The organism is Mediterraneibacter hominis, from assembly GCF_014287475.1.
GTDB classification, from domain to species: Bacteria; Bacillota; Clostridia; order Lachnospirales; family Lachnospiraceae; genus Mediterraneibacter; species Mediterraneibacter hominis.
Genome location: NZ_JACOPF010000001.1, coordinates 1,173,098 through 1,198,240, shown reverse-complemented (window position 1 = coordinate 1,198,240; position 25,143 = coordinate 1,173,098). Strand labels below are relative to the sequence as shown.

The 25,143-nt window shown below is 44.2% G+C and carries 18 protein-coding genes, 1 other RNA gene and 1 other annotated feature; of the genes, 17 read left to right on the top strand and 2 right to left on the bottom strand.

The genetic code is table 11. From position 1 onward, the window contains the following. Positions 1 to 299 precede the first annotated feature (299 nt). Together H8S37_RS05830 and H8S37_RS05825 are read left to right on the top strand one after the other, a co-directional pair. Entirely contained in the window at positions 300 to 587 is a 288-nt protein-coding gene (locus H8S37_RS05830; RefSeq protein ID WP_186875062.1) for a DUF6110 family protein, read from the top strand. Between the two features lie 58 nt (positions 588 to 645). Continuing rightward, positions 646 to 2,733, top strand: a complete 2,088-nt coding sequence (locus H8S37_RS05825) for a heavy metal translocating P-type ATPase (protein ID WP_186875061.1) — start codon at positions 646 to 648, stop codon at positions 2,731 to 2,733. 185 nt (positions 2,734 to 2,918) lie between these two features. Here the strand turns inward: H8S37_RS05825 and fba are convergent, their stop codons facing one another. Beyond that, positions 2,919 to 3,770 carry a class II fructose-1,6-bisphosphate aldolase gene (gene fba / locus H8S37_RS05820; RefSeq protein WP_186875060.1) on the bottom strand — a complete coding sequence of 284 codons (852 nt, stop codon included), beginning with the start codon at positions 3,768 to 3,770 and terminating at the stop codon, positions 2,919 to 2,921. A gap of 171 nt (positions 3,771 to 3,941) precedes the next feature. On the opposite strand from fba, the gene H8S37_RS05815 reads away from it, so the two are divergent. The 10 genes from H8S37_RS05815 (at position 3,942) to pckA (ending at position 17,767) form a co-directional block, all read left to right on the top strand. Then, positions 3,942 to 5,267: a class II D-tagatose-bisphosphate aldolase, non-catalytic subunit gene (locus H8S37_RS05815; protein WP_186875059.1), complete on the top strand. Its 1,326-nt coding sequence runs from the start codon at positions 3,942 to 3,944 to the stop codon at positions 5,265 to 5,267. Positions 5,268 to 5,653: 386 nt separating this feature from the next. Then, positions 5,654 to 7,030 (top strand): argininosuccinate lyase, encoded by a 1,377-nt coding sequence (argH, locus tag H8S37_RS05810; protein ID WP_186875058.1) that lies wholly within the window; start codon positions 5,654 to 5,656, stop codon positions 7,028 to 7,030. 77 nt (positions 7,031 to 7,107) lie between these two features. Continuing rightward, positions 7,108 to 8,193, top strand: a complete 1,086-nt coding sequence (asd, locus tag H8S37_RS05805; RefSeq protein ID WP_186875057.1) for an aspartate-semialdehyde dehydrogenase — start codon at positions 7,108 to 7,110, stop codon at positions 8,191 to 8,193. Positions 8,194 to 8,748: 555 nt separating this feature from the next. Continuing rightward, complete coding sequence (locus tag H8S37_RS05800) at positions 8,749 to 10,887, top strand: MSCRAMM family protein (protein ID WP_186875056.1); 2,139 nt, start codon at positions 8,749 to 8,751, stop codon at positions 10,885 to 10,887. A 74-nt stretch (positions 10,888 to 10,961) separates the two neighbouring features. Next, on the top strand, positions 10,962 to 12,239 hold the full coding sequence (leuC, locus tag H8S37_RS05795) for a 3-isopropylmalate dehydratase large subunit (RefSeq protein WP_186875055.1): 1,278 nt from the start codon (positions 10,962 to 10,964) through the stop codon (positions 12,237 to 12,239). After that, on the top strand, positions 12,236 to 12,739 hold the full coding sequence (locus H8S37_RS05790) for a 3-isopropylmalate dehydratase small subunit (RefSeq protein WP_186875054.1): 504 nt from the start codon (positions 12,236 to 12,238) through the stop codon (positions 12,737 to 12,739). The genes leuC and H8S37_RS05790 overlap by 4 nt, the downstream gene beginning before the upstream one ends. Then, positions 12,736 to 14,025: a Na+/H+ antiporter NhaC family protein gene (locus tag H8S37_RS05785; protein ID WP_186875053.1), complete on the top strand. Its 1,290-nt coding sequence runs from the start codon at positions 12,736 to 12,738 to the stop codon at positions 14,023 to 14,025. The genes H8S37_RS05790 and H8S37_RS05785 overlap by 4 nt, the downstream gene beginning before the upstream one ends. A gap of 144 nt (positions 14,026 to 14,169) precedes the next feature. Then, positions 14,170 to 15,657, top strand: coding sequence for a threonine synthase (thrC, locus tag H8S37_RS05780; protein ID WP_186875052.1), 1,488 nt, complete (start codon positions 14,170 to 14,172; stop codon positions 15,655 to 15,657). Between the two features lie 10 nt (positions 15,658 to 15,667). After that, on the top strand, positions 15,668 to 16,012 hold the full coding sequence (locus tag H8S37_RS05775) for a hypothetical protein (RefSeq protein WP_186875051.1): 345 nt from the start codon (positions 15,668 to 15,670) through the stop codon (positions 16,010 to 16,012). Between the two features lie 150 nt (positions 16,013 to 16,162). Next, positions 16,163 to 17,767 carry a phosphoenolpyruvate carboxykinase (ATP) gene (gene pckA / locus H8S37_RS05770; RefSeq protein ID WP_186875050.1) on the top strand — a complete coding sequence of 535 codons (1,605 nt, stop codon included), beginning with the start codon at positions 16,163 to 16,165 and terminating at the stop codon, positions 17,765 to 17,767. A gap of 188 nt (positions 17,768 to 17,955) precedes the next feature. Here the strand turns inward: pckA and H8S37_RS05765 are convergent, their stop codons facing one another. Continuing rightward, positions 17,956 to 18,738 carry a 4Fe-4S binding protein gene (locus tag H8S37_RS05765; RefSeq protein ID WP_186875049.1) on the bottom strand — a complete coding sequence of 261 codons (783 nt, stop codon included), beginning with the start codon at positions 18,736 to 18,738 and terminating at the stop codon, positions 17,956 to 17,958. Between the two features lie 156 nt (positions 18,739 to 18,894). On the opposite strand from H8S37_RS05765, the gene ssrS reads away from it, so the two are divergent. The 5 genes from ssrS (at position 18,895) to queA (ending at position 25,056) form a co-directional block, all read left to right on the top strand. Beyond that, positions 18,895 to 19,073, top strand: a non-coding RNA gene (gene ssrS / locus H8S37_RS05760) — 6S RNA. A 122-nt stretch (positions 19,074 to 19,195) separates the two neighbouring features. Beyond that, the gene (locus tag H8S37_RS05755) at positions 19,196 to 20,098 is read left to right on the top strand and encodes a YihY/virulence factor BrkB family protein (protein WP_186875048.1); all 903 of its coding nucleotides are present in this window, start codon (positions 19,196 to 19,198) and stop codon (positions 20,096 to 20,098) included. Positions 20,099 to 20,127: 29 nt separating this feature from the next. After that, positions 20,128 to 20,354: a binding site (T-box leader), on the top strand. Positions 20,355 to 20,552: 198 nt separating this feature from the next. Then, positions 20,553 to 21,572, top strand: coding sequence for a phenylalanine--tRNA ligase subunit alpha (gene pheS / locus H8S37_RS05750; protein WP_186875047.1), 1,020 nt, complete (start codon positions 20,553 to 20,555; stop codon positions 21,570 to 21,572). Between the two features lie 27 nt (positions 21,573 to 21,599). Continuing rightward, positions 21,600 to 24,020 carry a phenylalanine--tRNA ligase subunit beta gene (pheT, locus tag H8S37_RS05745; RefSeq protein ID WP_186875046.1) on the top strand — a complete coding sequence of 807 codons (2,421 nt, stop codon included), beginning with the start codon at positions 21,600 to 21,602 and terminating at the stop codon, positions 24,018 to 24,020. 10 nt (positions 24,021 to 24,030) lie between these two features. Then, positions 24,031 to 25,056: a tRNA preQ1(34) S-adenosylmethionine ribosyltransferase-isomerase QueA gene (gene queA, locus H8S37_RS05740; protein ID WP_186875045.1), complete on the top strand. Its 1,026-nt coding sequence runs from the start codon at positions 24,031 to 24,033 to the stop codon at positions 25,054 to 25,056. Positions 25,057 to 25,143: the final 87 nt, after the last annotated feature.

The window sequence follows — 25,143 nt, the reverse complement described above, 5'->3', positions numbered from 1 at the left end:
AGAAAAAGGATATGTAAAAATATGGAGATTAATGATAAAATTTATCGAAAAATAGTGTTAGAATTGACTAGCCGGAAGGTCAATTGCTATGATAGGTCACTGTAAAGAATGTTTCACAAATGTTTTAATGTGTAAAGGGAGTGGTGAAAATGAAGCAGCACAGATTCTGGGCATGGGCGTCAGTCTTTTGCTTTCTCATGGTATTCTACACAGGATACAAGCACAAATAATATCCCGATAATAAGCAGGGGTATACACAGACACAGAAAAATTACATATATTAACAGGAGGTTTTAATTATGTGGGATATTTTTAAATTGAAAAAGTTAGGTATTTTTGCAGGTGGAGTATTGTTTGGGACAGCAGGAGTAAAGCTTTTGTCAAGCAAGGATGCGAAGAAGGTCTATACGAGTTGTACAGCGGCCGCACTTCGCGCAAAGGACTGCATTATGAAAACAGCGACGACTGTACAGGAAAATGCAGAGGACATTCTTGCAGAGGCACAGCAGATGAACGAAGAGAGGGCGGCGAAGGAAGCCGCTTGTGTAGAAGAAGATGCCAAGGAGCAGACAGCTACAGAAGAATAGAATGTAAGGATTATTCCCCCGCAGCTGCCTGCGGGGGAATCACTTTGGAGGTAACAGCGTGAAATTTATTATTAAGCATGAAATAAAAGGACGTCTCCGCATACATTTTGTACAGGAGCGAATGTCCTATGAGGAAGCAGATATATTGCTGTATTTTCTTAACGGTCTGTCTAATGTTACAGAAGCAAAGGTATATGAGCGCACAGCGGATGCGACAGTTTCTTATACAGAGGATCGCCAAAAAATCATACAGGCGCTGAAAACATTTCGGTATGAGGATATACAGGTTCCGGCAAATGTTTTGGAAAGCTCTGGCAGAGAGTTAAATGCAAAATATCAGGAAAAGCTGATTTTAAAAGCCCTTCTGCACTACGGAAGAAACGCGTTTCTTCCATATCCGGTGCGGGCAGCATATATTGCATTGAAGTCTGTAAAGTATATCTGGAAAGGGGTACGGTGCCTGGCAAAAGGAAAAATTGAAGTTCCTGTGCTGGACGCGACCGCAATTGGAGTCTCTATTTTTCGGGGAGATGTTAAGACGGCGGGTTCTGTTATGTTTCTTCTGGGAATTGGAGAGATTCTGGAGGAATGGACGCATAAGAAGTCAGTGGGTGACTTGGCGCGCAGTATGTCTTTGGATGTAAAGAAGGTATGGCTGAAAAGAGAAGAACAAGAAGTGCTTGTGGATGCTTCTGAAATTGAACCGGGCGACGTAGTTGTCGTGCATATGGGAAATGTGATTCCTTTTGACGGAGAGGTGGCAGCCGGTGAAGCGATGGTAAACCAAGCGTCCCTGACAGGAGAAGCGCAGCCGGTGAGAAAGCAGAAATATAAATATGTATATGCAGGAACAGTACTGGAGGAAGGGGAACTGGAGATCAAAGTAAAGGCGGTTATGGGAGCAACCCGTTTCGAAAAAATTGTCGCTATGATTGAAGATTCCGAGAAGCTGAAGTCCTCCGTCGAAAGTAAGGCAGAGCATTTGGCAGACAGGCTTGTGCCGTATACCTTGGCAGGTACTGTGCTTACCTGGCTTGTGACACGCAATACGATGAAGGCGCTTGCTGTCTTAATGGTCGATTTTTCATGTGCATTAAAGCTGGCTATGCCAATTTCCGTACTTTCTGCCATAAGAGAGGCAGGACAATACAAGATAACTGTAAAAGGAGGAAAATACCTGGAAGCAGTTGCAGAGGCGAAGACGATTGTATTTGATAAGACAGGCACACTTACGAAGGCGACGCCTACTGTGAAAGAGGTTGTTACCTTCGGGCTGGGAAATGAAGATGAGCTGCTTCGAATCGCAGCTTGCCTGGAAGAACATTTTCCACACTCTATGGCAAAGGCAGTTGTGGATGCGGCGAAGAAGAAGGGGCTGGATCATGAAGAAATGCATTCAAAGGTAAACTATATTGTAGCACATGGAATTTCTTCTTATATAGAAGAGAAGAAGGTTATCATTGGAAGCTATCATTTTGTATTTGATGATGAAAAATGTCAGGTGCGCCCAGAATACAGGGAGAAATTTGACAGGCTGCCAGAAGAGTATTCGCATTTATATCTGGCTGTAGATCAGGAACTGGCAGCGGTTATCTGTATTGAGGATCCACTGCGGGAAGAAGCGGCGGATATTGTCAGAGAGTTAAGAGAGGCAGGCATTGAAAATGTCGTAATGATGACAGGTGACAGTGAGCGTACGGCAGCGGCAATCGCACGAAAAGTTGGGATTGAGGAATATTATTCTGAAGTATTGCCGGAAGAGAAGGCTGGATTTATTGAGAAAGAGAAGGCAGCGGGACGTAAAGTGATTATGATAGGAGACGGCATCAATGATTCACCGGCTCTTTCTGCTTCAAATGTAGGAATTGCAATCAGCGATGGAGCAGAGATAGCCCGCGAAGTAGCAGATATTACTATTATGGCAAGCGATCTGCATGAGATTGTGACACTTCGTTATTTAAGCAGAAGCCTGATGAAACGGATTCATACAAACTATCACAGCATTATAGGTATCAATGCGGCTCTGATACTTTTAGGTGTGGGCGGGCTGATTCAGCCTACTACATCCGCATTGCTTCATAATATGTCTACATTGGCAATCAGCTTAAAAAGCATGAAAAATTTGATTGAAGAAGAAAAACTTTAATAATTTAATAAAAGGTACGCAAAAAACACTGTATCAGAACACAGGGCAGGACCCGCTTTACCTCATCCGTTCGAGTGGTTCCTGTCAATGCCCTGCTTATCTGACACAGTGTTTTTTGCTGTCACTTTCAGTCAGAAGTTTTTACCCTGTCACTCGGAAGGCAGCTTTATTAGTTAAATTTATATTTATGCTTTTCCTTCAGAACCGCATACGGCAATTTTTTCTTTTACGAGATGGATTACGTTATCCATGCCTGTTTTACCATATTTTTTCGGATCGAAGGCATCTGGATTCTCATGGAGATATTTTTTTACGCCGTCGCTGAAAGCAATCCTCAGTTCTGTTGCAAAATTGACTTTACAGATTCCACGTGTGATGGATTCGCGTACTGCTTCATCTGGTACGCCGGAAGCTCCATGAAGAACCAATGGAATTGAGACAACTTCGCGGATAGCGCTAAGGCGATCAAAATCTAACTTTGGAGTTCCTTTATACAAGCCGTGAGCCGTGCCGATTGCAACAGCAAGAGAAGTAACTCCGGTGCGTTCTGCAAACTCTTTTGCCTGCTGTGGATCTGTATAAGGAGAATCATCTGCGGCAACAAGGTCGTCCTCTTTTCCGCCGACCTTTCCAAGCTCTGCTTCTACACTGATTCCAGACGGTGCACAGGCGTCTGCCACACGGCGGGTAAGTGCGATATTGTCCTCGAAGGATTCGTGAGAACCATCGATCATAATGGAAGTATAACCTGTCCGAAGTGCCTGCATGGCCAATTCAAAACTACTGCCGTGATCGAGATGCATGGCAACCGGAACGCAAGCTCTTTGTGCAGCAGCACGAACCATTGCGAGATAGTAATCAAGACCAGCATATTTTACTGTGGACGGAGTTGTCTGCATAATAACCGGGGCGTTCATTTCTTCTGCTGCCTTTAATACTGACATAACCATTTCCATATTTTCTACATTGAATGCGCCGACTGCATAGTGTCCTTCCTGTGCTTTCTTAAGCATTTCATTTGTTGTAACTAATGACATAGAAATAACCTCGATTCTTTATAGATTTTACTTGGTAACAGTATAGCACACAACCGCATTTTTTGTCTCTCTATTTCTTGCTTTCTTAAAAAATGCAAATGATTGTTTAATAAATCCAAAGTATGGTATCTTTTTTCGTGCTAGGATGAAGAAAGAAAAGGAGGGATTATCATGTTGTTAAATCCACTGAAAAAAATAGTAGAACTGCAGAAAGAAGGAAAAAGCGTCGGAATCTATTCCGTCTGCAGTGCAAACAAATATGTGATTGAAGCAGCTCTAAAGAGGGGCAAATCAGATGGTTCCTGCGTACTGATCGAGAGTACGGCAAACCAATGTGATCAAAACGGCGGTTATACTGGAATGAAGCCGGCAGATTTTAAGGAGTTTGTTCTGGAAATTGCTGAGAAGAACGGGTTTGACAAACAAAAGATATTCTTGGGCGGAGACCACCTGGGGCCTCTGACGTTCGCCGGAAAGGACGAAGCAGAGGCAATGGCAGATGCGGAAGAATTAATCCGTCATTATGTGGCAGCCGGATTTACAAAAATCCACATTGATACCAGCATGAAGGTGAGAAGTGATGCGGAGGATGAAAGATTGTCTGATGAAGTCATTGCAAGGCGTGGGGCACGTCTGGCACAGGTGGCAGAGAAGACATATCAGGAGCTTTTGAAAAAAGAGCCGGATGCGATCCCGCCGGTATATATTATCGGAAGTGAAGTGCCAATTCCAGGAGGCGCAGTGGGAAGTGAGGATACGGGAGTCCAGGTAACGAAAGTAGACGACTTTAAAAGTACGGTACAGACATTTGAGAAAGCTTTTGCGGACGCAGGACTTGGACAGGATGTATGGGAACGTGTTATCGGAGTTGTTGTACAGCCAGGCGTAGAAGAAAAGGACAGTGGGTGTACAGAATATGATCGTGAGAAAGCAAAGGAATTGATGGCTTCTATTAAGGATTTTCCTAACCTTGTATTTGAAGGACATTCGACCGATTATCAGACAAAAATCAAGCTGCGGGAGCTGGTTGAGGACGGTGTCGGTATTTTGAAGGTAGGGCCGGCGCTTACATTTGCGATGCGTGAGGCAATGTTCGCCCTGGAGCATATTGAACAAGAGCTGCTCTATGGCACAGATATTACTCCGAGCCATTTTGCCGAGACGCTGGATGAGGAAATGTGTAAGGATGATAAATATTGGAAAAAACACTATCAGGGAAGTGCACTGGAAATACGTATGAAAAGGAAATATTCTTTCTCTGATAGGTGCAGGTATTATATGCCGACACCAGCAGTAGAAAAGGCTTGTGACCGTCTCCTTGAAAATTTAGAGAAATTAGGAGTGCCGCTTCATCTTTTGAGTCAGTTTATGCCGATTCAGTATACGAAAGTGCGGGAAGGACTGCTGGAGAATGAACCGGTAGCACTGGCAGAAGACCGGATTATCAATACGATTGACGAATACTTGTATGCCACACATCAGAGGGAGCTTCTGTAATGTGCAAAAGAGGCATGCAGATGACAGGGATTTAAAAAAACAGGAAACCGTTGTACTGTTGAAAAGAAGCAGAAATGTCTGTTTAACAGTATGGCGGTTTTTCTATATTAAGAAGTAACAATACCGTAACAGTTCAGCCCGCGCCATTCGTAAAACCGCACTGCGTGCTTATCGTGGTGGCCGCCACTGTTTTACTCATTGACGGGCGCTTAAGCTCATACAGATGTACGCTCGCAAAAACATGCAGGCATGTTTTATGCTTCCCGCACACTGTATGGCTGAACTGTCACACAATGCCAAAGAATTTCTGGTGATAGACTGGACAGGCTGTGCTTCTATGTGATAAACTAGTGTGAAAAATATGAGCGAAGAAAAGAGGAAGAAAAATGGCGCAGTTATGGGGCGGCCGTTTTACGAAAGAAACGGATCAGTTGGTATATAATTTTAACGCATCAATTTCATTTGATAAAAGGCTCTGTGAACAAGATATACGAGGAAGCCTTGCCCATGTGAACATGCTGGGAAAGCAGGGGATTCTGACAGAGGAAGAGAAAAACCAGATTACAGATGGCCTGGAGGGAATTTTAAAAGACGTAAGGGAAGGCAGACTGGCAATTACGGATGAATATGAGGATATTCACAGCTTTGTGGAGGCGGTGCTGACGGAAAGAATAGGTGCGGCAGGCAAAAAGCTGCACACTGGGAGAAGTCGGAATGACCAGGTTGCGCTGGACATGAAGCTGTATATTCGGGATGAAGTGACAGAACTGGACGGGCTGTTAAAAGAAATGCTGGAAGTACTGTTAAAGCTGATGGAGGAAAACACCGAAACCTTTATGCCAGGGTTTACTCATCTGCAAAAGGCACAGCCGATTACACTGGCTCATCACCTGGGAGCATATTTTGAAATGTTCAAGCGCGATCGGATGCGCATGAAAGATATTTATGCAAGGATGAATATGTGTCCGTTGGGCTCGGGAGCGCTCGCGGGGACAACGTATCCTCTGGATAGGGAATATACAGCAGAGCTTATGGACTTTGCAGGTCCTACACGTAACAGTATGGATTCTGTGTCGGACAGAGATTATCTGATTGAGCTCCTTTCGGCGATGTCTACCATAATGATGCATTTGAGCCGGTTTTCAGAGGAAGTGATTATCTGGAATTCCAACGAATATAAATTTGTAGAGATTGATGATGCATACAGTACTGGAAGCAGCATTATGCCGCAGAAAAAAAATCCAGACATTGCAGAGCTTGTAAGAGGAAAGACAGGGCGTGTCTATGGAGCATTGATGGCGCTTCTGACAACAATGAAAGGGCTTCCTCTTGCCTATAATAAAGATATGCAGGAGGACAAGGAGCTTACATTTGACGCAATTGATACGACAAAGGGGTGTCTGCTTTTATTTACTGGGATGCTGGCAACTATGAAATTCAATGAAAGGCAGATGGAGGACAGCGCCAGACGTGGGTTTACCAATGCGACAGATGCGGCGGACTATCTTGTAAACCATGGCGTTCCGTTTCGGGATGCACATGGAATAGTCGGAAGGCTTGTGCTGCATTGTATTGAGAAACATATAGCGCTGGACGATTTAAGTCTTGCGGAATTTAAAGCGGTCTCTCCAGCGTTTGAAGAAGACATTTATGAGGCGATCAGCATGAAAACCTGTGTGGAACAAAGAAATACTGTGGGGGCGCCGGGCAGACAGGCGATGGAAAAGGTAATAGAAGAAGCACGTGCCTATTTGGCAAAGTAGGATTAGATAAGAGCAGGGCTAATAGAGAAAGAAAGTCCGTAGAACATATACAGCAAGAAGAAAGAAGGAGAGGAAAAATGGAACAGAAATTAAGAGTTGGAATTTTGGGAGCAACGGGAATGGTAGGACAGAGATTTATTTCTCTTTTGGAAAATCATCCCTGGTTTGAAGTAGTGACAGTAGCTGCAAGCCCGCGTTCTGCGGGAAAAACATATGAAGAGGCAGTAGGTGGAAGATGGAAAATGGATACGCCTATGCCAGAGGCAGTGAAAAAGCTGGTTGTGATGAATGTAAATGATGTGGAGCATGTGGCTTCTACGGTTGATTTTGTATTCAGCGCAGTGGATATGACAAAGGAGGAAATCAAAGCGATAGAAGAGGCATATGCCAAGACAGAGACTCCCGTCGTATCGAACAACAGCGCGCACCGCTGGACGCCGGACGTGCCTATGGTTATTCCGGAGGTCAATCCAGAGCATTTTGAAGTGATTGCAGATCAGAAAAAACGTCTCGGAACAACACGCGGATTTATCGCGGTAAAACCAAACTGCTCCATTCAAAGTTATGCGCCTTGCCTTGCGGCATGGAAGGAATTTGGGCCAAAAGAGTTGGTTGTAACTACCTATCAGGCTATTTCGGGGGCAGGAAAGACATTTAAGGATTGGCCGGAGATGGTAGAAAATATTATCCCGTATATTGGCGGAGAGGAAGAAAAGAGTGAGCAGGAGCCGCTGCGTGTTCTTGGTAAAGTGGAAAATGGGCAGATTGTAAAAGCCGAGCTTCCAAAGATTACCTGCCAGTGTGTACGTGTGCCGGTATTGAACGGACATACCGCCGCGGTATTTATCAATTTCGAGAAAAAACCGACAAAAGAACAGCTTATTGAGAAGCTGACAAGCTTTAAAGGATTTCCACAAGAAGCTCTTCTTCCAAGCGCTCCGAAGCAGTTTATACAGTATTTAGAGGAAGATAATCGTCCGCAGGTTAAAATGGATGTAGATTATGAAAAAGGAATGGGCGTATCTATTGGGCGTCTCAGAGAGGACAGTATCTATGACTATAAATTTATCGGTCTGTCCCACAATACAGTGAGAGGCGCAGCAGGTGGAGCCGTATTGTGCGCAGAGTCCCTGACGGCAAAAGGATACATCCAGGCAAAATAATTTCAAAAATAGTAACAGTTCAGCCCGCGCCATTCGTAAAACCGCACTGCGTGCTTATTGTGGCGGCCGCCACCGTTTTACTCATTGACAGGCGCTTAAGCTCATACAAATGTACGCTCGCAAAAACATGCAGGCATGTTTTATGCTTCCCGCACACTGTATGGCTGAACTGTTACACAAAATAATTTTGTGCGTTTTTATGAATTGTCCCTTCCGGCCGGATATGCTATAATGAATATCCCAGCGAAAAGCAGATGAAATTTTTGTCTGCCAGACAGCAGCCGGAAAGGACAATTTTCTTTTTGGCGGCAGCGTTGTAAAAACACTCGTCGAAGACAGCGAATCAAACGTTAAATTCTGAAATCAAATCAGTAATTCAATTATCCGGGGAATTTCTTCCCTTGAATTCCAAACGAGTAGAAAGAAAAAATAAAAGCAGAGAGGAGGCAGGAGGAACTTCTGCATGTCCGGTGTATACGTGCAGGAGAAGAGGTATTTTCTGCTGGGGAAAATGTTGTTTTAATGGTACAGGTTTTCTTAGGACAGGAGATGTGTATGAAGGAAAAATGGAAAAAGGGCGGAAAGACCCTTTTATTTGTGTTTGTTATTTTTATATTTGCCTTTTCTTGTATACAGGTTGCGGCGGCAGAGGAAGGGCAGGAGGATATAAAGGAGGAAGTGCGCAGACCTATGTATGATGCGGCCTATCTTTCAGAGCTGTTAAAGGGAGTCGGATTTGCCGAAGAAACGGCAAATGAAATGCAAGGAAGGAACGCTGCCGCAGGAAGTACGGTGTATACCAGTGTCCTTGCTGCAGATCAGGGAACAATTGATATGGTAAGGTACAGTCCTGACGGGCAATCATGGGAAATGGTGGACAGTTGGTCGGAAGGAGTATTGGGAGCAGATGGAGAATGGGCGTTCTGCGCGGATCCGACGGTGAGCTTTCAGTCAGGAAACAAACAGGTGTATGACGCGAAAATGTATTATAGCCAATATACAATAGATACGATTGGCAGTGCCTTTGCCTGGTATGATGAGTGGAAAACGACGCTGGACTTCTCCTTTACTTCCAGCCAGGACTACTTTTTTAAACAGATCTTAGTATGGGAGGTACTAAATGAGGTGAACGGCTGGTATCCGGGTATTACGCTGGAATTTGGGAATAATGTGCTGTGTCCGGACGGAGTGCACTATGTATCGGATTATACCTGGCAGGTGCTCCAATATGGAATTGAACATGCTGTAGACCCAGAGTGGAGGGAAAAGTGGGAATGCAGCGGTGTGATTTTAAAAGGAAATGGCCAGGATCTCTGCCAATGGGAATACCATCCGGCTGGCGGTTATATAGAAATACAGAAAAGCTCTTCCGATCCAGGGCTTTCAGAGGGAAACTCCTGTTATACGCTGGAAGGAGCCGAATATGGCGTATACCAGAAGGAGGAGTTAAAGACAGTATTGGTGACAGATGAGTCAGGATATGCAAAAAGTGAGAAACTGCCGGTCGGGGAGTATACGATATGTGAGATAAAAGCGCCGTCCGGCTATAAGCTGGACATAAAAAGCTATACGCTCTTAGTAGAGAGTGGAAAGACAACAGGCTTGAAAGTAAAAGATATTCCGGTCAGCGCTAAAGCAGAATTAGAGCTAGTGAAGATAGACGCAGGGACAAAAGGCGATACACCGCAGGGGTGCGCGTCTCTTGCGGGTGCGCAGTTTGCCGTAGATTTCTATGAGGGAGAGTATACAAAGGATTCTCTTCCGAAAGAACCGGATCGGACTTGGATATTGGAAACAAAAGAAACGAAAATAACAAAAGAGAACGAAGATAAACAGGCTTTCTGGGAGCTTTCGGAGGAATATAAAATAGAAGGGGACGACTTCTACTACGTAGCAGGAAACGACGAACCGGTTCTTCCGCTTGGCACGATTGTCATCGAAGAGGTAAAAGCGCCAACGGGATATTTATTAAAAGAGGTACTGTTTAAAGCGGAGGAGGATAGAACAGAAGAACAGGAAAAAGAAAATGTGGCTGCAGAAGAGGAAGGGTGGCTTACCGCGTGTGTCATACCAATAAAGCAGGAAGGAGAAGAAGTGAAGCTAATCGGAGGCAACAGGTATCAGGCGGCGGACAAGGTGATACGGGGAGATTTCTCATTTACAAAGATAGAGGAAAAGACACAGAAGGCAATGGCAGATATTCCTTTCCGTATTACGTCTGTGACGACAAAAGAGAGTCATGTCATTGTAACAGATGAAAATGGGTATTTTTCCTCTTCTTCAGAATATGTGAAACATTCTGTGGATACCAATGCAGAGAAAGCCGGAGCAGGGCTGTGGTTTGGAATAGGAGATGAAAATGCATGTATTCCGGTAGATGACGGACAGGGAGCACTGCCATTTGACACTTACAAGATCGAAGAGCTTCGCTGTGAGAACAATGAAGGAAAACAGCTCTATGAAGGAGAATTTGTTATCTCGAGAGATGAATTTACACTGGATATGGGGACGATTGAAAATGCAGATTTGCCAAAAGAAAATCCTCCGGCAGATGAGGAAATGCCGAAAAAGGAAAAACAAGAGACGATACATACCGGGGATGAAACAGTTATGCGTATGTATATTGTGGGGATTCTTATAAGCCTTGGCGTCCTGCTGCTGATATTTGCAGACAAACCTCGTAAAAGAAGATAAGATTCCTGTCTTTTCTTTAAAGCCTGTGTGTGATAAAATGTCTCACATAGGAATAGGAAAAGGAGGCTGTCACAATGGGAATGACAATGACGCAGAAGATCCTGGCGGCGCATGCGGGACTGGATTCGGTTTCCGCCGGACAACTGATTGAAGCGAAGCTGGATGTGGTCATGGCAAACGATATTACCGGGCCTATGGCACTGCCAATTTTTAAACAAATGGCAGACGTAGTCTATGATAAAGAGAAAGTAGTGTTGGTGCCGGATCATTTTACACCAAATAAAGACATTAAATCGGCAGAAAATTCAAAAGCAATCCGCGAATTTGCAAAGGAACAGGGACTGAAATGGTATTTTGAACAAGGAAAATCCGGTGTAGAGCATGCTATTTTGCCGGAGGCGGGCGTGGTGGCCGCCGGTGAGTGTATCATCGGGGCGGATTCACATACCTGTACATATGGGGCAATCGGCGCGTTCTCTACAGGTGTAGGAACAACAGATATTGCAACAGGAATGGCGACAGGAGAACTATGGTTTAAGGTGCCAAGTGCAATCAAATTCATTCTGACCGGAAAACCAGGACCGTATGTCAGCGGAAAAGACATCATTATCCATATTATCGGAAAAATCGGAGTGGATGGAGCACTATATAAATCCATGGAATTTACAGGGGACGGAATTGAAAACCTGTCCATGGACGACCGCTTTACAATGGCGAATATGGCGATTGAGGCGGGCGCAAAGAATGGAATCTTTCCTGTAGATGAGAAGGCAGAAAGGTATTTAAAGGAACATACACAAAAAGAATATAAGATCTATGAAGCCGATGAAGATGCATCCTATGATGAAGTGGTAGAAATTGATCTTTCAAAGGTGCGTCCGACTGTAGCGTTTCCACATTTGCCAGGAAATGCAAAAACCATCGATGAAATTGAAGAGATGGAGCCAATCAGGATTGACCAGGTGGTGATCGGCTCCTGTACGAATGGAAGAATGGAAGATATGAGAAAAGCAGCTGCGATTTTGAAAGGACATACCGTACATCCAGATGTACGCGTTATGGTAGTACCTGCAACGCAGAAAATTTATAAACAATGTATTCAGGAAGGACTGCTGGATATTTTTGTGGATGCAGGATGTGCAGTAAACACACCGAGCTGCGGCCCTTGTATGGGAGGCCATATGGGAGTTATGGCAGCGGGAGAGAAGTGTGTGTCTACGACAAACCGAAATTTCGTAGGCAGGATGGGACATGTAGATTCTCTGATTTATCTGGCGTCACCGGAAGTGGCGGCTGCGAGCGCGATTGCCGGTTATATCGCGAATCCTGAGAAAGTAGGTGAGAAAGAATGAAAGCACTGGGACATGTATTCAAATATGGAGACAATGTAGATACAGATGTCATCATTCCGGCGAGATATTTAAACAGCTTTGATGCAAAGGAGCTGGCGAGCCACGCAATGGTGGATATAGATCCGGATTTCGTGAAAAAAGTACAGCCGGGCGATCTGATTGTGGCAAATAAAAATTTTGGATGTGGATCTTCTAGAGAACACGCTCCTCTTTGCCTAAAGACGGCTGGGGTAAGCTGTGTGATTGCAGAGACATTTGCCCGTATTTTTTACCGGAATGCAATCAACATCGGGCTTCCGATTATTGAATGTCCGGAGGCAGCCAAAGGGATCGAAGCCGGAGACGAGGTAGAGGTGGATTTTGACAGTGGAAAAATTTATAATCGTACGAAAGGCACGCAGTACCAGGGCCAGGCATTTCCGGAATTTATGCAGAAACTAATTGCGGCCGGAGGGCTTGTGAATTATACGAACAGTAAGAAAAAAGAGAATAAGCTATGAGGAAAGAAGAAGTAAAAGGCAGAGGAATAGCGCTTTTGCCGATCGGGGTGTTTCTGGTTATTTTCCTTGGTTTGGGGATTGTATTTGGAGATTTTAATGCAATGCCTGCAGTGGTAGGATTTTTGATTGCGCTTTTTGTAGCATTTTTACAGAACCGCCAATTGTCTTTTGCGGACAAAATTAAGGTGGTTTCGGCAGGGGTAGGTGAGGAAAATATTATTACTATGAGCCTTATCTTCCTGTGTGCAGGCGGATTTTCTGGTGCAGTAACGGCGGCGGGAGGTGTGGACAGCACTGTGAATTTGGGTCTGTCCTTCATTCCTTCACATTTTGCAGTGGCAGGGCTGTTTATCATCGGTTGTTTTATATCTGTTTCTATGGGAACTTCTATGGGGACGATTGCCGCACTGGCGCCAATCGCTGTGGGAATCAGCGAGAAGACGGGATTTTCGCTTGCTGTCTGCATTGCGGCTGTAGTGTGCGGCGCGATGTTTGGGGACAATCTGTCGATGATTTCCGACACTACGATAGCGGCGGTTAAAACACAGGGATGTGAAATGAAGGACAAATTCAAGGCAAACTTCCTGATTGTACTTCCTGCGGCTGTATTGACGATGGTCTTTTTCTGGATGATCACGAGGAACGGAAACTTTCATATGGAAGGCGAATTGTCTTATAATCTGTGGAAGGTTTTGCCGTATGTGATTGTACTGGCGGGTGCTTTGATTGGAATCAATGTGTTTCTCGTATTAATCAGTGGTATTGTGGTGTCTTTGATCGTGGGAGTGTTCACCGGCAGCATTGCAGTTTCAGAAATTTTCAGTGTAGTGGGCGGCGGTATTACGTCCATGTATGACATTACCGTTATTTCTATTGTGGTGGCATGCGTGGTTTCTCTGGTAAGAGAATACGGGGGAATACAGTTTATTCTGGACATGATTAAAAAACGGATTCATGGGAAAAGAGGAGGAGAGCTTGGGATTGCCATTCTTGCCCTTTTTGTAGACTTGTGTACAGCGAATAATACCGTAGCGATTGTCATGGCAGGGCCGATTGCGAAGGAAATCAGTGATGAATTTGAAATTGAGCCGAAACGTTCTGCATCACTTTTGGATATGTTCACTTCTGTCGGGCAGGGAATGATCCCCTATGGGGCACAGCTTCTTTCGGCGGCAACGCTGACGGGGCTGACGCCGTTTCAGATTATTCCCCATCTGGTATACCCGATTTTGATGGCAATATGTGGCCTGGTGGTTATTTTGTTCCGCAGACAGAAAAACAACTGACAAAAAGACATAAAAAGCGAAGGAAACAAAATTGCTTAAAAAAGAAACTTATGATATAATGCAGAGCAGTAGCGTAAAAGCAGAGACGCGTACTGCTCTTTGTATATAAACGCAGATATAGTGAAAGAAAAAGAGGGAGAAGACATGGAGTTATTATACAGAAGTACACGCAGCACAGAAAAAACAGTGACTGCCTCCGAGGCAATATTAAAAGGTCTTGCAGACGACGGCGGACTATTTGTGCCAGAGAGGATTCCAAAGCTGGATGTGTCGATGGAAGAACTCAAAGAGATGACGTATCAGGAGACGGCGTATACGGTGATGAAGCAGTTCCTTACAGATTTTACAGAGGAGGAGTTGAAGCGCTGTATCGCAAGTGCCTATGATTCTAAATTTGACACAGAGGAGATTGCACCTCTGGCAAAGGTAGGGGATACATATCATCTGGAGCTTTTTCATGGGGCGACCATTGCGTTTAAAGATATGGCGCTGTCCATTCTGCCGCATTTGCTTACAACATCGGCAAAGAAAAACCATGTGAAAAATGAAATTGTAATTTTGACAGCGACGTCAGGAGATACAGGAAAAGCGGCGCTTGCAGGGTTTGCGGATGTGCCGGGGACGAGAATTATCGTATTCTATCCAAAGGGCGGGGTAAGCAGAGTGCAGGAATTGCAGATGGTGACCCAGAAAGGGGCGAACACCTCTGTTGTGGCAATTCATGGGAATTTTGACAATGCGCAGAGCGGAGTGAAGGCAATCTTTGAAGACAAAGAACTGGCAAAGGAACTGGATGTATGCGGATACCAATTTTCTTCTGCAAACTCCATCAATATCGGACGGCTGGTTCCACAGGTTGTCTATTATGTGTACGCCTATGCGAAGCTTTTGAAGAATAAGGAAATTTCTGCGGGGGAGACAATCAACGTGGCAGTGCCTACCGGAAATTTTGGGAATATTCTTGCGGCATATTATGCGAAGCAGATGGGAGTACCGATTGCCAGGCTGATCTGTGCGTCCAATGAAAATAAAGTACTTTTTGACTTCTTCCAGACCGGAAAATATGACAGAAACAGAGAATTTGTGCTTACTTCTTCTCCTTCTATGGATATTCTGATTTCTAGTAATCTGGAGCGTCTTATCTATACGATTGCCGGAGGAAATGCAAGGAAAAATGCAGAATTGATGCAGTCGTTAAAAGAAAGAGGGGTATATGAAATCACCAGTGAAATGAAAGAGAAACTGGAAGATTTTGTCGGCGGGTATGCGACGGAAGCACAGACAAGCACGAAAATCCAGAAAACATACCAGGAGACCGGATATGTGATGGATACCCATACAGCTGTGGCTGCATATGTGTGCAGAGAGTACAGGGAGAAAAGCGGGGATGTAAGAAAAGCCCTTGTGGCCTCTACGGCAAGTCCGTATAAGTTTGCGCACAGCGTAATGACGGCGATCGATGAAAAATATAAAGACTGGGAGGAATTTGAACTGATCGACGAACTGCACAAGATCTCAGGCATGGAGATACCTGCGGCGATAGAAGAGATCCGCAATGCGAAAATCCGACATACGAGAGAGTGTGATGCGGATAAGATGAAAGAAACAGTAAAAGAGATACTTAAGGGTTGAGGTGTAAAAAATGGATGATTTTTTTGGAATTATCAGCGTGATAGTCTTTGGATGTGGGATTTATGGTTTTTACGCTTATATTCAGATGAGAAGAGACGGGCATATCAATGCGACACTTTTGCTGGGAAAAGATTATACTGAGCAGATGTGTAAAGACAAAGAAGCCTATATGCAAAAGGCGGTTCCCGCAGTGCTGGTATTCAGTATTGTTGCGACCTTATACGGCGCGGTTGATATGTTTCATTATTTTGTGCAGCCGATTATGCTGATCGATGTGATTGGAATGGTTGTCTTTCTTATTATGCTTGTATGGTTTATGGTATACACAACAAAATTGAAAAATAAGTATTTTTGATTGATTTTTAACAATATATTGTGTATAATGTATTCTGGCACGAAATTTTTGTGCTCCCCTGTTTAATGACCGGGGAAAATATGAATGTCAAATATTATTTTACTGTATTTGACAACCCTATACTATAGAAAGAGAGAGGTTGAGTGCAAGATGGCAAATATTGATTTAAGTCAGTATGGTATTACAGGAACCACAGAAATTGTTTACAATCCTTCTTATGAGATGCTGTTTGAAGAAGAGACAAACCCCAGTCTGGAAGGGTATGACAAGGGACAGGAAAGTGAGCTTGGTGCAGTCAATGTTATGACTGGTATCTATACAGGCCGTTCTCCGAAAGACAAATATATTGTAATGGATGAGAACTCCAGGGATACTGTCTGGTGGACTTCAGACGAATATAAGAATGATAATCATCCTGCTACAGAGGAAGCATGGAATACAGTAAAAGAAATTGCACAGAAAGAGCTTTCAGGAAAGAGACTTTTTGTAATAGATGCGTTCTGCGGTGCAAACAAGGATACCCGTATGGCGATTCGTTTTATCATGGAAGTTGCATGGCAGGCACATTTTGTTAAAAACATGTTTATCCGTCCGACAGAAGAAGAATTAAAAGACTTTAAGCCGGATTTTGTTGTTTACAATGCATCTAAGGCAAAAGTAGAAAACTATAAAGAACTCGGATTAAACTCTGAAACAGCGGTAATGTTCAACATTACAAGCCGTGAGCAGGTTATCGTCAATACATGGTACGGCGGAGAGATGAAAAAGGGTATGTTCTCTATGATGAACTACTATTTGCCGCTGAAAGGCATTGCTTCTATGCATTGTTCTGCAAATACAGATATGAACGGAGAAAATACAGCAATTTTCTTTGGACTTTCCGGAACAGGAAAAACAACACTTTCCACAGATCCAAAGCGTCTTTTAATTGGAGACGACGAGCATGGCTGGGATGACAACGGTGTATTTAACTTCGAAGGCGGATGCTATGCAAAAGTAATTGACCTGGATAAAGAATCCGAACCAGACATTTACAATGCAATTAAACGCAACGCTCTTTTAGAGAATGTTACGTTGGACAAAGACGGAAAAATCGACTTTACAGATAAGAGTGTGACAGAGAATACACGTGTATCTTATCCGATCGATCATATTGAAAAAATCGTACGTCCGGTTTCTTCTGCTCCGGCAGCAAAGAATGTAATCTTCCTGTCAGCAGATGCATTCGGCGTACTTCCTCCGGTATCTGTTCTGACTCCGGAACAGACAGAATACTATTTCCTGTCAGGATTTACAGCAAAGCTTGCGGGTACAGAGCGCGGAATTACAGAGCCTACTCCTACCTTTTCCGCATGCTTTGGACAGGCATTTTTGGAGCTGCATCCGACAAAATATGCAGAGGAGCTCGTCAAGAGAATGAAAGAAAGCGGAGCGAAGGCATACCTGGTAAATACAGGATGGAACGGAAGCGGAAAACGTATTTCCATCAAAGATACACGTGGTATCATTGATGCGATTTTAGACGGTTCTATTTTGAGCGCGCCGACAAAGAAGATCCCATTCTTCAACTTTGAGGTTCCGACAGAACTGCCAGGTGTAGATCCGAAGATCCTGGATCCACGTGATACGTATGCAGATGCTTCTGAGTGGGAAGAAAAAGCGAAAGACCTTGCAGCCAGATTTGTTAAGAATTTCGCAAAATACGAAGGAAACGAAATCGGAAAAGCATTGGTTGCAGCAGGACCACAGAAATAATAAAGAGATTTCTTAAGAAAATGAAAAAGTATCCCAAAGTTCTTCTGGACAATGGGATACTTTTTTTGCGCGATACGCCCGGAAAGCGGCCGGACGAGCGGGCGGGCCTGCTCGCACGACAGGACGGTCATTTGACGGGCAACGGACAGCATTGCTGTGAGCTGTTCGTTGCCCGTCAGAGAGAGTATTTACAGAAAAATATCGGCTGATTTGTCACTCTGACAGACTTTTGTAAGCTTTTTTGTAAGCATATTCAGCTTCATTGTACTGACGCTTCTTGCTTTCTGGCGGCAGAGGCGCACACATTTCTGGCAGCTGATGCATTTTTTCTTGTCTGTCTTTTTCGGATCTGCCAGGGAGATGGCGCCGGAGGGACAGACCTTTGCGCAGGAACTACATTCTGTACAAAGATTTACATCTACTTTAGGATATAGGCCTGCAGTTCCGTATTTCCGGTATGGATGATTACCAGGGACATGTATGTCATAGCTGCTAAAGGGCTGTTCTGCCTTTAACCTTCGGTTTAACTGGATGCCAAAATCAGAGATGCCTTTTAAATCCTCTTTGTTCGGACGTCCAAGTCCGATAGAACGTACAATAGAGTGTTCCGTTGGGAAGGCGCCGGCGCCGATCACCTTGAAGCCTCTGTTTTCTACTTCTGTTTTTAATTCGAGAAGAGCATCCTCATATTCCCGACACCCGTAGGTTGCGATAAGTGCGGCGGGGGTGTCATTCCCATGAATTTGTTCTAGATAATCTATGAAGGTACGGGGAACCCTACCGGCATATACGGGAATTCCAAAGAGTACAAAGTCGTTTGGCATAAATGTAAGGGCAGGCCTTTTTTCTTTATGTACAGAAAAGTCAAAAGATACAGATTTCAGGTCAATATTTTTTGCAACTTCCATAATGACCTTTCTGGTGGTTCCTGTAGGGCTGAAATAGACAAGTTTTAATTCATTCATTTTCATAAAGCAAAACTCCTTATCTGATGAAATAATACCGCCAAAAATATATTGGCAATAAGGTAACTATATCATATTATGGAATAGAATGCACGCTGCCGATATGGGAAAATTGGTTGTAAATTTGAGATAAATGGGGTATAATACTTTTAGAGTTAAGAACATAACCTGAAATGTACGACAACCCTGTAATTTTGAACCTACATTTACTTGAAACGGGATTCCTATATTTCTGTAATATGTCAGGCCTCCGTTCGCAGTGGAAGACAAAAAAACAGATGCGGTTGCCCACCTAGCTGTGGCTAGGAGTCAAAATACAGGACCGGCATTTTGGGGAACTACTAAAGAGAAAGGCGGCTGTTTCGTGCAGCCGCTTTTTGTTTGATGAAAATCCGATGCGGTTGCTTAAGCGGGGGAAGTATGGTATGATTTGGAAAACTGGTGAAAAGTCAGGAGTTTATAGATGGCGGGGAAAAGTAAGAATATAAGAAAGAATATAGAGACGGTTTTGGAAACTATATCATCGCATCATACAGGGGCATATGCAGCACAGGCGGCATATTTTTTTGTGTTGTCATTGATACCGATTATCATTTTGCTTCTTACAATGGTACAGTTTACCTCTGTGACAATGGAGGATGTGATGACAGCGGTGCTTCAAGTGTTTCCGTCGTCAGTAGAAGGGCTGATTCGCTCCATTGTGCTGGAGGTCTACACACGCTCTGGAAGTATCATTCCGATTACGATTTTGGTTGCCCTCTGGTCGGCAGGCAAGGGCGTTTTGTCTGTGACATCAGGTCTGAACTGTATATATGATAACATAGAGACGCGGAATTATTTGTATCTGCGCGTCAGGGCGTCTTTTTATACGGTGATATTCATACTGGCGATTATGCTTTCTCTTGTATTGTCTGTCTTTGGGAACAGCATCAGTTTAATGGTATATGAACATGTTCCGTTTTTGAGCAAGGTTGTAGATTTTATAATCAGAATCCGCACGGTAGTGACGCTGGTAGTGCTGACCGTATTCTGGGATCTGGTTTATAAATTTCTTCCCAACCGGAAAAATATGGCGAAAACTACATTGAAGAGGCAACTGCCGGGCGCTTTGTTTACTGCATCAGGATGGCTGCTGATTTCTTTTTTCTTTTCTGTCTATCTGGATGTATTTACTGGATTTTCAAGTATGTATGGGAGTCTTACAACGATTATATTAATTATGCTCTGGCTGTATGTCTGCATGTATATTATTCTTTTGGGAGGAGAAGTAAATGCCCTTTTGGAAGGGTTTACAACGAAAAAAGAAAAAGCGGATAGAGATAAATTTCTTGACAAACAAAAAACGTATGATAAAATGAAAGAGTAATTCCGTCAGGATAGGACGGAAAAAAACAGAAAAAAGCGATGAACGTGTAAAGTAGAGACCCATTTTCTATCAGAGAGAGAAAATCACCGGCTGTAAGTTTTCTTTAGTTCAGATGGCAATCGAATTTCCCACGGAAGCTGCACTTTTGAAAAATGAAGTAGAAAGTGCCGTATGTTGTACGTTACACAAATTTGAGTGTCCGCTGGTTTACAGCGGGAAACAGGGTGGTACCGCGATTTCAGACTTCGTCCCTTTGCAGGGAACGGAGTCTTTTTTTGTATAGGAAATTTTTTCTTATACAATAAAACCCTCCGGGGGATGCACACTGCGCGCAAGTGGAAAATGGCTGCTAACACAGCCGCGTTTCGGCGCGCAAAGTGTACAAGCCCCTCAAGAGTGAGGGGCAGGGGAGTTGAAGTGGGCTTGTCCATTTTGTTTAGAAAGGAGAAGAAAAATGAAGGAAAAATTAGAGCAGATAAAAGCAGAAGCAATTGCTCAGATTCAGGCGGCAGACGCACCGGAAAAATTAAATGATGTGCGTGTGAAATTTTTAGGAAAGAAAGGAGAACTGACGGCGGTTCTAAAAGGGATGAAAGACGTTGCGCCGCAGGACAGGCCGAAGGTGGGACAGCTTGTCAATGAGACGAGAGCACAGATAGAGAAGCTTTTAGAAGATTCAAAGACAAAAATGGAGAGAGCAATTCGTGAGGCAAGGCTGAAAGCAGAAGTGATTGACGTTACACTGCCATCTAAGAAAAACAGTGTCGGGCACAGGCATCCGAATACGATTGCTTTGGAGGAAGTGGAGCGTATCTTTATCGGTATGGGATATGAAGTGGTAGAAGGACCGGAAGTAGAGTACGATCTGTATAACTTTGAAAAATTAAATATTCCGGCGGATCATCCGGCAAAGGACGAACAGGATACGTTCTACATCAATAAGGAGATTGTACTGCGCACCCAGACCTCACCGGTTCAGGCGCGTGTAATGGAACAGGGAAAACTCCCGATTCGCATGATTGCCCCGGGAAGAGTATTCCGTTCTGACGAGGTGGATGCGACACACTCCCCGTCCTTCCACCAGATAGAAGGACTTGTAATTGACAAGAATATTTCTTTCGCGGATTTAAAAGGGACTCTGGAGGTTTTTGCGAAAGAATTGTTTGGGCCAGAGACAAAGACAAAATTCAGACCGCATCATTTCCCGTTTACGGAGCCAAGTGCAGAGGTGGATGTAAGCTGCTTTAAATGTGGAGGAAAAGGCTGCCGTTTCTGTAAAGGTTCCGGATGGATAGAGATTTTAGGATGCGGAATGGTGCACCCACATGTTTTAGAGATGTGCGGAATCGATCCGGAGGAATACAATGGCTTTGCCTTTGGTGTTGGTCTGGAAAGAATTGCGCTTCTAAAATATGAAATTGACGATATGAGACTGTTGTATGAGAATGACATCAGATTTTTGAAACAGTTCTAGTGTCAGGGAAAGGAAAGGGTTTAAATTATGAATACTTCATTATCATGGATAAAAGCATATGTTCCGGATTTGGATGTGACCGCGCAGGAATATACAGATGCGATGACACTTTCGGGAACAAAAGTAGAAGGATATGAAAAACTGGATGCAGATTTGGACAAGATTATCATCGGACAGATTGAAAAAATTGAGAAGCATCCGGACGCAGATAAACTGATTATCTGTCAGGTCAACATCGGAGCAGAGACGGTGCAGATTGTCACAGGAGCGCCGAATGTAAAGGAAGGCGACAAGGTTCCGGTTGTATTGGACGGAGGACGGGTTGCCGGAGGACATGAACCGGGACAAAAAGTTGCAGGCGGTATCAAAATCACAAAAGGAAAACTGCGCGGCGTGGAGAGCTGCGGTATGATGTGCTCGATTGAAGAGCTGGGTTCAACAAGAGAGATGTATCCGGAAGCTCCGGAATACGGTATCTATATTTTCCCAGAGGAGGCAGAAGTAGGGGCAAGTGCAGTTGAAGCGCTGGGACTGAATGACGTTATATTTGAGTATGAAGTCACATCGAATCGTGTAGATTGCTTCAGTGTTATTGGAATTGCGCGGGAAGCGGCAGCGACCTTACGCAAGGAGTTTGTACCTCCGGTTGTAAAAGAGACAGGAAACGCAGAGGACGTAAATGATTACATCAAAGTGACTGTCGAGAATACAGAATTATGTCCGCGCTACTGCGCGAGAGTGGTAAAAAATATTAAAATCGGGCCTTCTCCGAAATGGATGCAGAGGAGACTTGCCTCTGTCGGAATCCGGCCGATCAACAATCTGGTTGATATTACGAATTATGTAATGGAGGAATATGGACAGCCGATGCATGCCTATGATCTGGATACGATCGCAGGACATCAGATCATAGTAAAGACAGCCGGGAACGGAGAGAAGTTTACGACGCTGGACGGACAGGAGCGTACAATGGACGAAAATGTCCTGATGATCTGTGACGGTGAAAAAGCGATCGGAATCGCCGGAATCATGGGAGGAGAAAATTCCATGATTACAGACAATGTACAGACGATGCTGTTTGAAGCGGCGTGCTTTGACGGGGTAAACATCAGAAAATCAAGCAAACGTGTGGGACTGCGTACAGATGCGTCAGGGAAATTTGAAAAAGGGCTGGATCCGAATAATGCGAAAGCAGCAATCGATCGTGCATGTCAGCTGGTGGAAGAAATGGGCGCCGGAGAAGTAGTCGGTGGTACAGTCGATATATACGGGAAGAAAAAAGAGCCGGTCAGGGTTCCCTTTGATGCGGAAAAAATCAACGCTATGCTGGGGACAGATATTACAGAGAAGGAAATGCTGGCATATTTGGAAAAAGTCGGACTTGTATATGATGCACAGACAAAAGAAGTAATTGCACCGACCTTCAGGCATGACATATTCAGACTTGCCGATTTGGCAGAGGAGGTGGCCAGATTCTATGGGTATGACAATATTCCGACGACTTTGCCAAAGGGAGAAGCTACGACGGGAAAATTGTCCTTTAAACTGCGCATAGAACAGACAGCGAGAGATATTGCTGAATTTTGTGGATTTAGCCAGGGTATGACCTATTCATTCGAGAGCCCGAAGGTATTTGACAAGCTGCTGCTTCCGGAGGACTCACCGCTTCGGAAAACAGTGGATATTATGAATCCATTAGGAGAGGACTACAGTGTGATGCGGACAACCTCTTTAAACGGAATGTTGACTTCCCTTGCTACAAATTATAACCGGAGAAATAAAAATGTCCGCCTCTATGAATTAGGAAATATCTATCTTCCAAAGCAGCTTCCCATAACAGAATTGCCGGAGGAAAGAATGCAGTTTACACTCGGAATGTACGGAGACGGAGACTTTTTCAGCATGAAAGGTGTAATCGAAGAATTTTTTGAAAAAATCGGTATGAAGAAGAAAGAAACCTATTGTCCAGACGCTGGGAAGCCATATCTTCATCCAGGACGTCAGGCGGAAATACGCTATGAAGGGAAGGCGGTCGGATACCTGGGCGAGGTACATCCGGATGTGCTGGACACCTATGGAATCGGGGAGCGCGCTTATATAGCGGTGATCGACATGCCGGAGGTTCTGCACTATGCGACATTTGACAGAAAATATACAGGAATCGCAAAATATCCGGCAGTTACCAGAGACATCAGTATGGTTGTTCCAAAACAGGTGCTAGTGGGACAGATTGAAGAAGCGATTGCCAAAAAAGGGGGAGAATATCTGGAGAGCTACGCTCTGTTCGACCTGTATGAAGGTTCCCAGATTCGAGAAGGATTTAAGTCTGTGGCATATTCCATTGTATTCCGCGCTAAGGATAAAACGCTGGAAGATACGGAGGTTTCTGCTGCTATGAAACGGATTCTGAAAGCATTGGAAAACCTGGGAATTGAATTGAGACAGTAGGGGAAACAGAATGAAAACAAGTGATTTTTATTATGAACTGCCCCAGGAATTGATCGCGCAGGATCCTCTTGCAGATCGCTCCAGCTCCAGGCTTCTTGTACTGGACAAGGAGTCTGGAAAAACGCAGCACCGTGTATTTAAAGAGATTGTGGACTTTCTGCATCCCGGAGACTGCCTTGTAATCAATGACACGAAGGTGATTCCGGCGCGGTTGATTGGTGTAAAAGAAGAAACCGGGGCGAAAATAGAAGTGCTTCTTTTAAAACGTGTGGAAAAGGATATATGGGAAACGCTTGTAAAACCAGGAAGGAAAGCAAAGCCAGGAACAAAAATCAGTTTTGGGGACGGACTGCTTACCGGAGAAGTGATGGAGATTGTGGACGAAGGAAACAGGCGGATCCATTTTGAATACGATGGAATATTTGAGGAAATATTGGATCGGTTAGGGCAGATGCCTCTTCCGCCGTATATCACACACCATCTGAAAGAGAAGGAACGTTACAATACCGTATATGCTTCCCATGAGGGGTCAGCGGCGGCGCCCACTGCGGGACTGCATTTTACCCCGGAACTTTTAAAAGAAATAGAAGAAAAAGGCATTGAGATTGCGAGAGTGACCTTGCATGTGGGACTGGGCACTTTCCGTCCGGTAAAAGTAGATGACGTGGAAAAGCATCATATGCATGCAGAATTCTATATGATTGACAGCGAGGCGGCAGAAAAAATCAACCGGACAAAGGAACAGGGAGGGCGCGTTATCTGTGTCGGCACGACAAGCTGCAGGACAATCGAATCTGCGGCGGATGAAGACGGACATATTAAGGCATGCAGCGGCTGGACAGATATTTTTATCTATCCGGGTTACCGGTTTAAAGTGCTGAATTGCCTGATTACCAATTTTCATCTGCCGGAATCTACACTGATTATGCTGGTTTCAGCGCTTGCGGGAAAAGAACATGTACTGGCGGCATATGAAGAAGCAGTAAAAGAGAAGTATCGCTTTTTTAGTTTTGGAGACGCAATGTTCATTCAATAGAAAAATAATATACTATTTTTTATCCAACGATTTAAGAGGGTGTCGCAAAATCATCTAATTTGATGATTTTGCGACACCCTCAACTTT

Excerpts from the sequence above, each read along its gene's own strand:
- H8S37_RS05830 (WP_186875062.1), top strand. The coding sequence starts at position 300 with ATGTGGGATATTTTTAAATTGAAAAAGTTAGGTATTTTTGCAGGTGGA.
- fba (WP_186875060.1), bottom strand. The coding sequence starts at position 3,770 with ATGTCATTAGTTACAACAAATGAAATGCTTAAGAAAGCACAGGAAGGA.
- H8S37_RS05815 (WP_186875059.1), top strand. The coding sequence starts at position 3,942 with ATGTTGTTAAATCCACTGAAAAAAATAGTAGAACTGCAGAAAGAAGGA.
- argH (WP_186875058.1), top strand. The coding sequence starts at position 5,654 with ATGGCGCAGTTATGGGGCGGCCGTTTTACGAAAGAAACGGATCAGTTG.
- asd (WP_186875057.1), top strand. The coding sequence starts at position 7,108 with ATGGAACAGAAATTAAGAGTTGGAATTTTGGGAGCAACGGGAATGGTA.
- H8S37_RS05800 (WP_186875056.1), top strand. The coding sequence starts at position 8,749 with ATGAAGGAAAAATGGAAAAAGGGCGGAAAGACCCTTTTATTTGTGTTT.
- leuC (WP_186875055.1), top strand. The coding sequence starts at position 10,962 with ATGGGAATGACAATGACGCAGAAGATCCTGGCGGCGCATGCGGGACTG.
- H8S37_RS05790 (WP_186875054.1), top strand. The coding sequence starts at position 12,236 with ATGAAAGCACTGGGACATGTATTCAAATATGGAGACAATGTAGATACA.
- H8S37_RS05785 (WP_186875053.1), top strand. The coding sequence starts at position 12,736 with ATGAGGAAAGAAGAAGTAAAAGGCAGAGGAATAGCGCTTTTGCCGATC.
- thrC (WP_186875052.1), top strand. The coding sequence starts at position 14,170 with ATGGAGTTATTATACAGAAGTACACGCAGCACAGAAAAAACAGTGACT.
- H8S37_RS05775 (WP_186875051.1), top strand. The coding sequence starts at position 15,668 with ATGGATGATTTTTTTGGAATTATCAGCGTGATAGTCTTTGGATGTGGG.
- pckA (WP_186875050.1), top strand. The coding sequence starts at position 16,163 with ATGGCAAATATTGATTTAAGTCAGTATGGTATTACAGGAACCACAGAA.
- H8S37_RS05765 (WP_186875049.1), bottom strand. The coding sequence starts at position 18,738 with ATGAAAATGAATGAATTAAAACTTGTCTATTTCAGCCCTACAGGAACC.
- H8S37_RS05755 (WP_186875048.1), top strand. The coding sequence starts at position 19,196 with ATGGCGGGGAAAAGTAAGAATATAAGAAAGAATATAGAGACGGTTTTG.
- pheS (WP_186875047.1), top strand. The coding sequence starts at position 20,553 with ATGAAGGAAAAATTAGAGCAGATAAAAGCAGAAGCAATTGCTCAGATT.
- pheT (WP_186875046.1), top strand. The coding sequence starts at position 21,600 with ATGAATACTTCATTATCATGGATAAAAGCATATGTTCCGGATTTGGAT.
- queA (WP_186875045.1), top strand. The coding sequence starts at position 24,031 with ATGAAAACAAGTGATTTTTATTATGAACTGCCCCAGGAATTGATCGCG.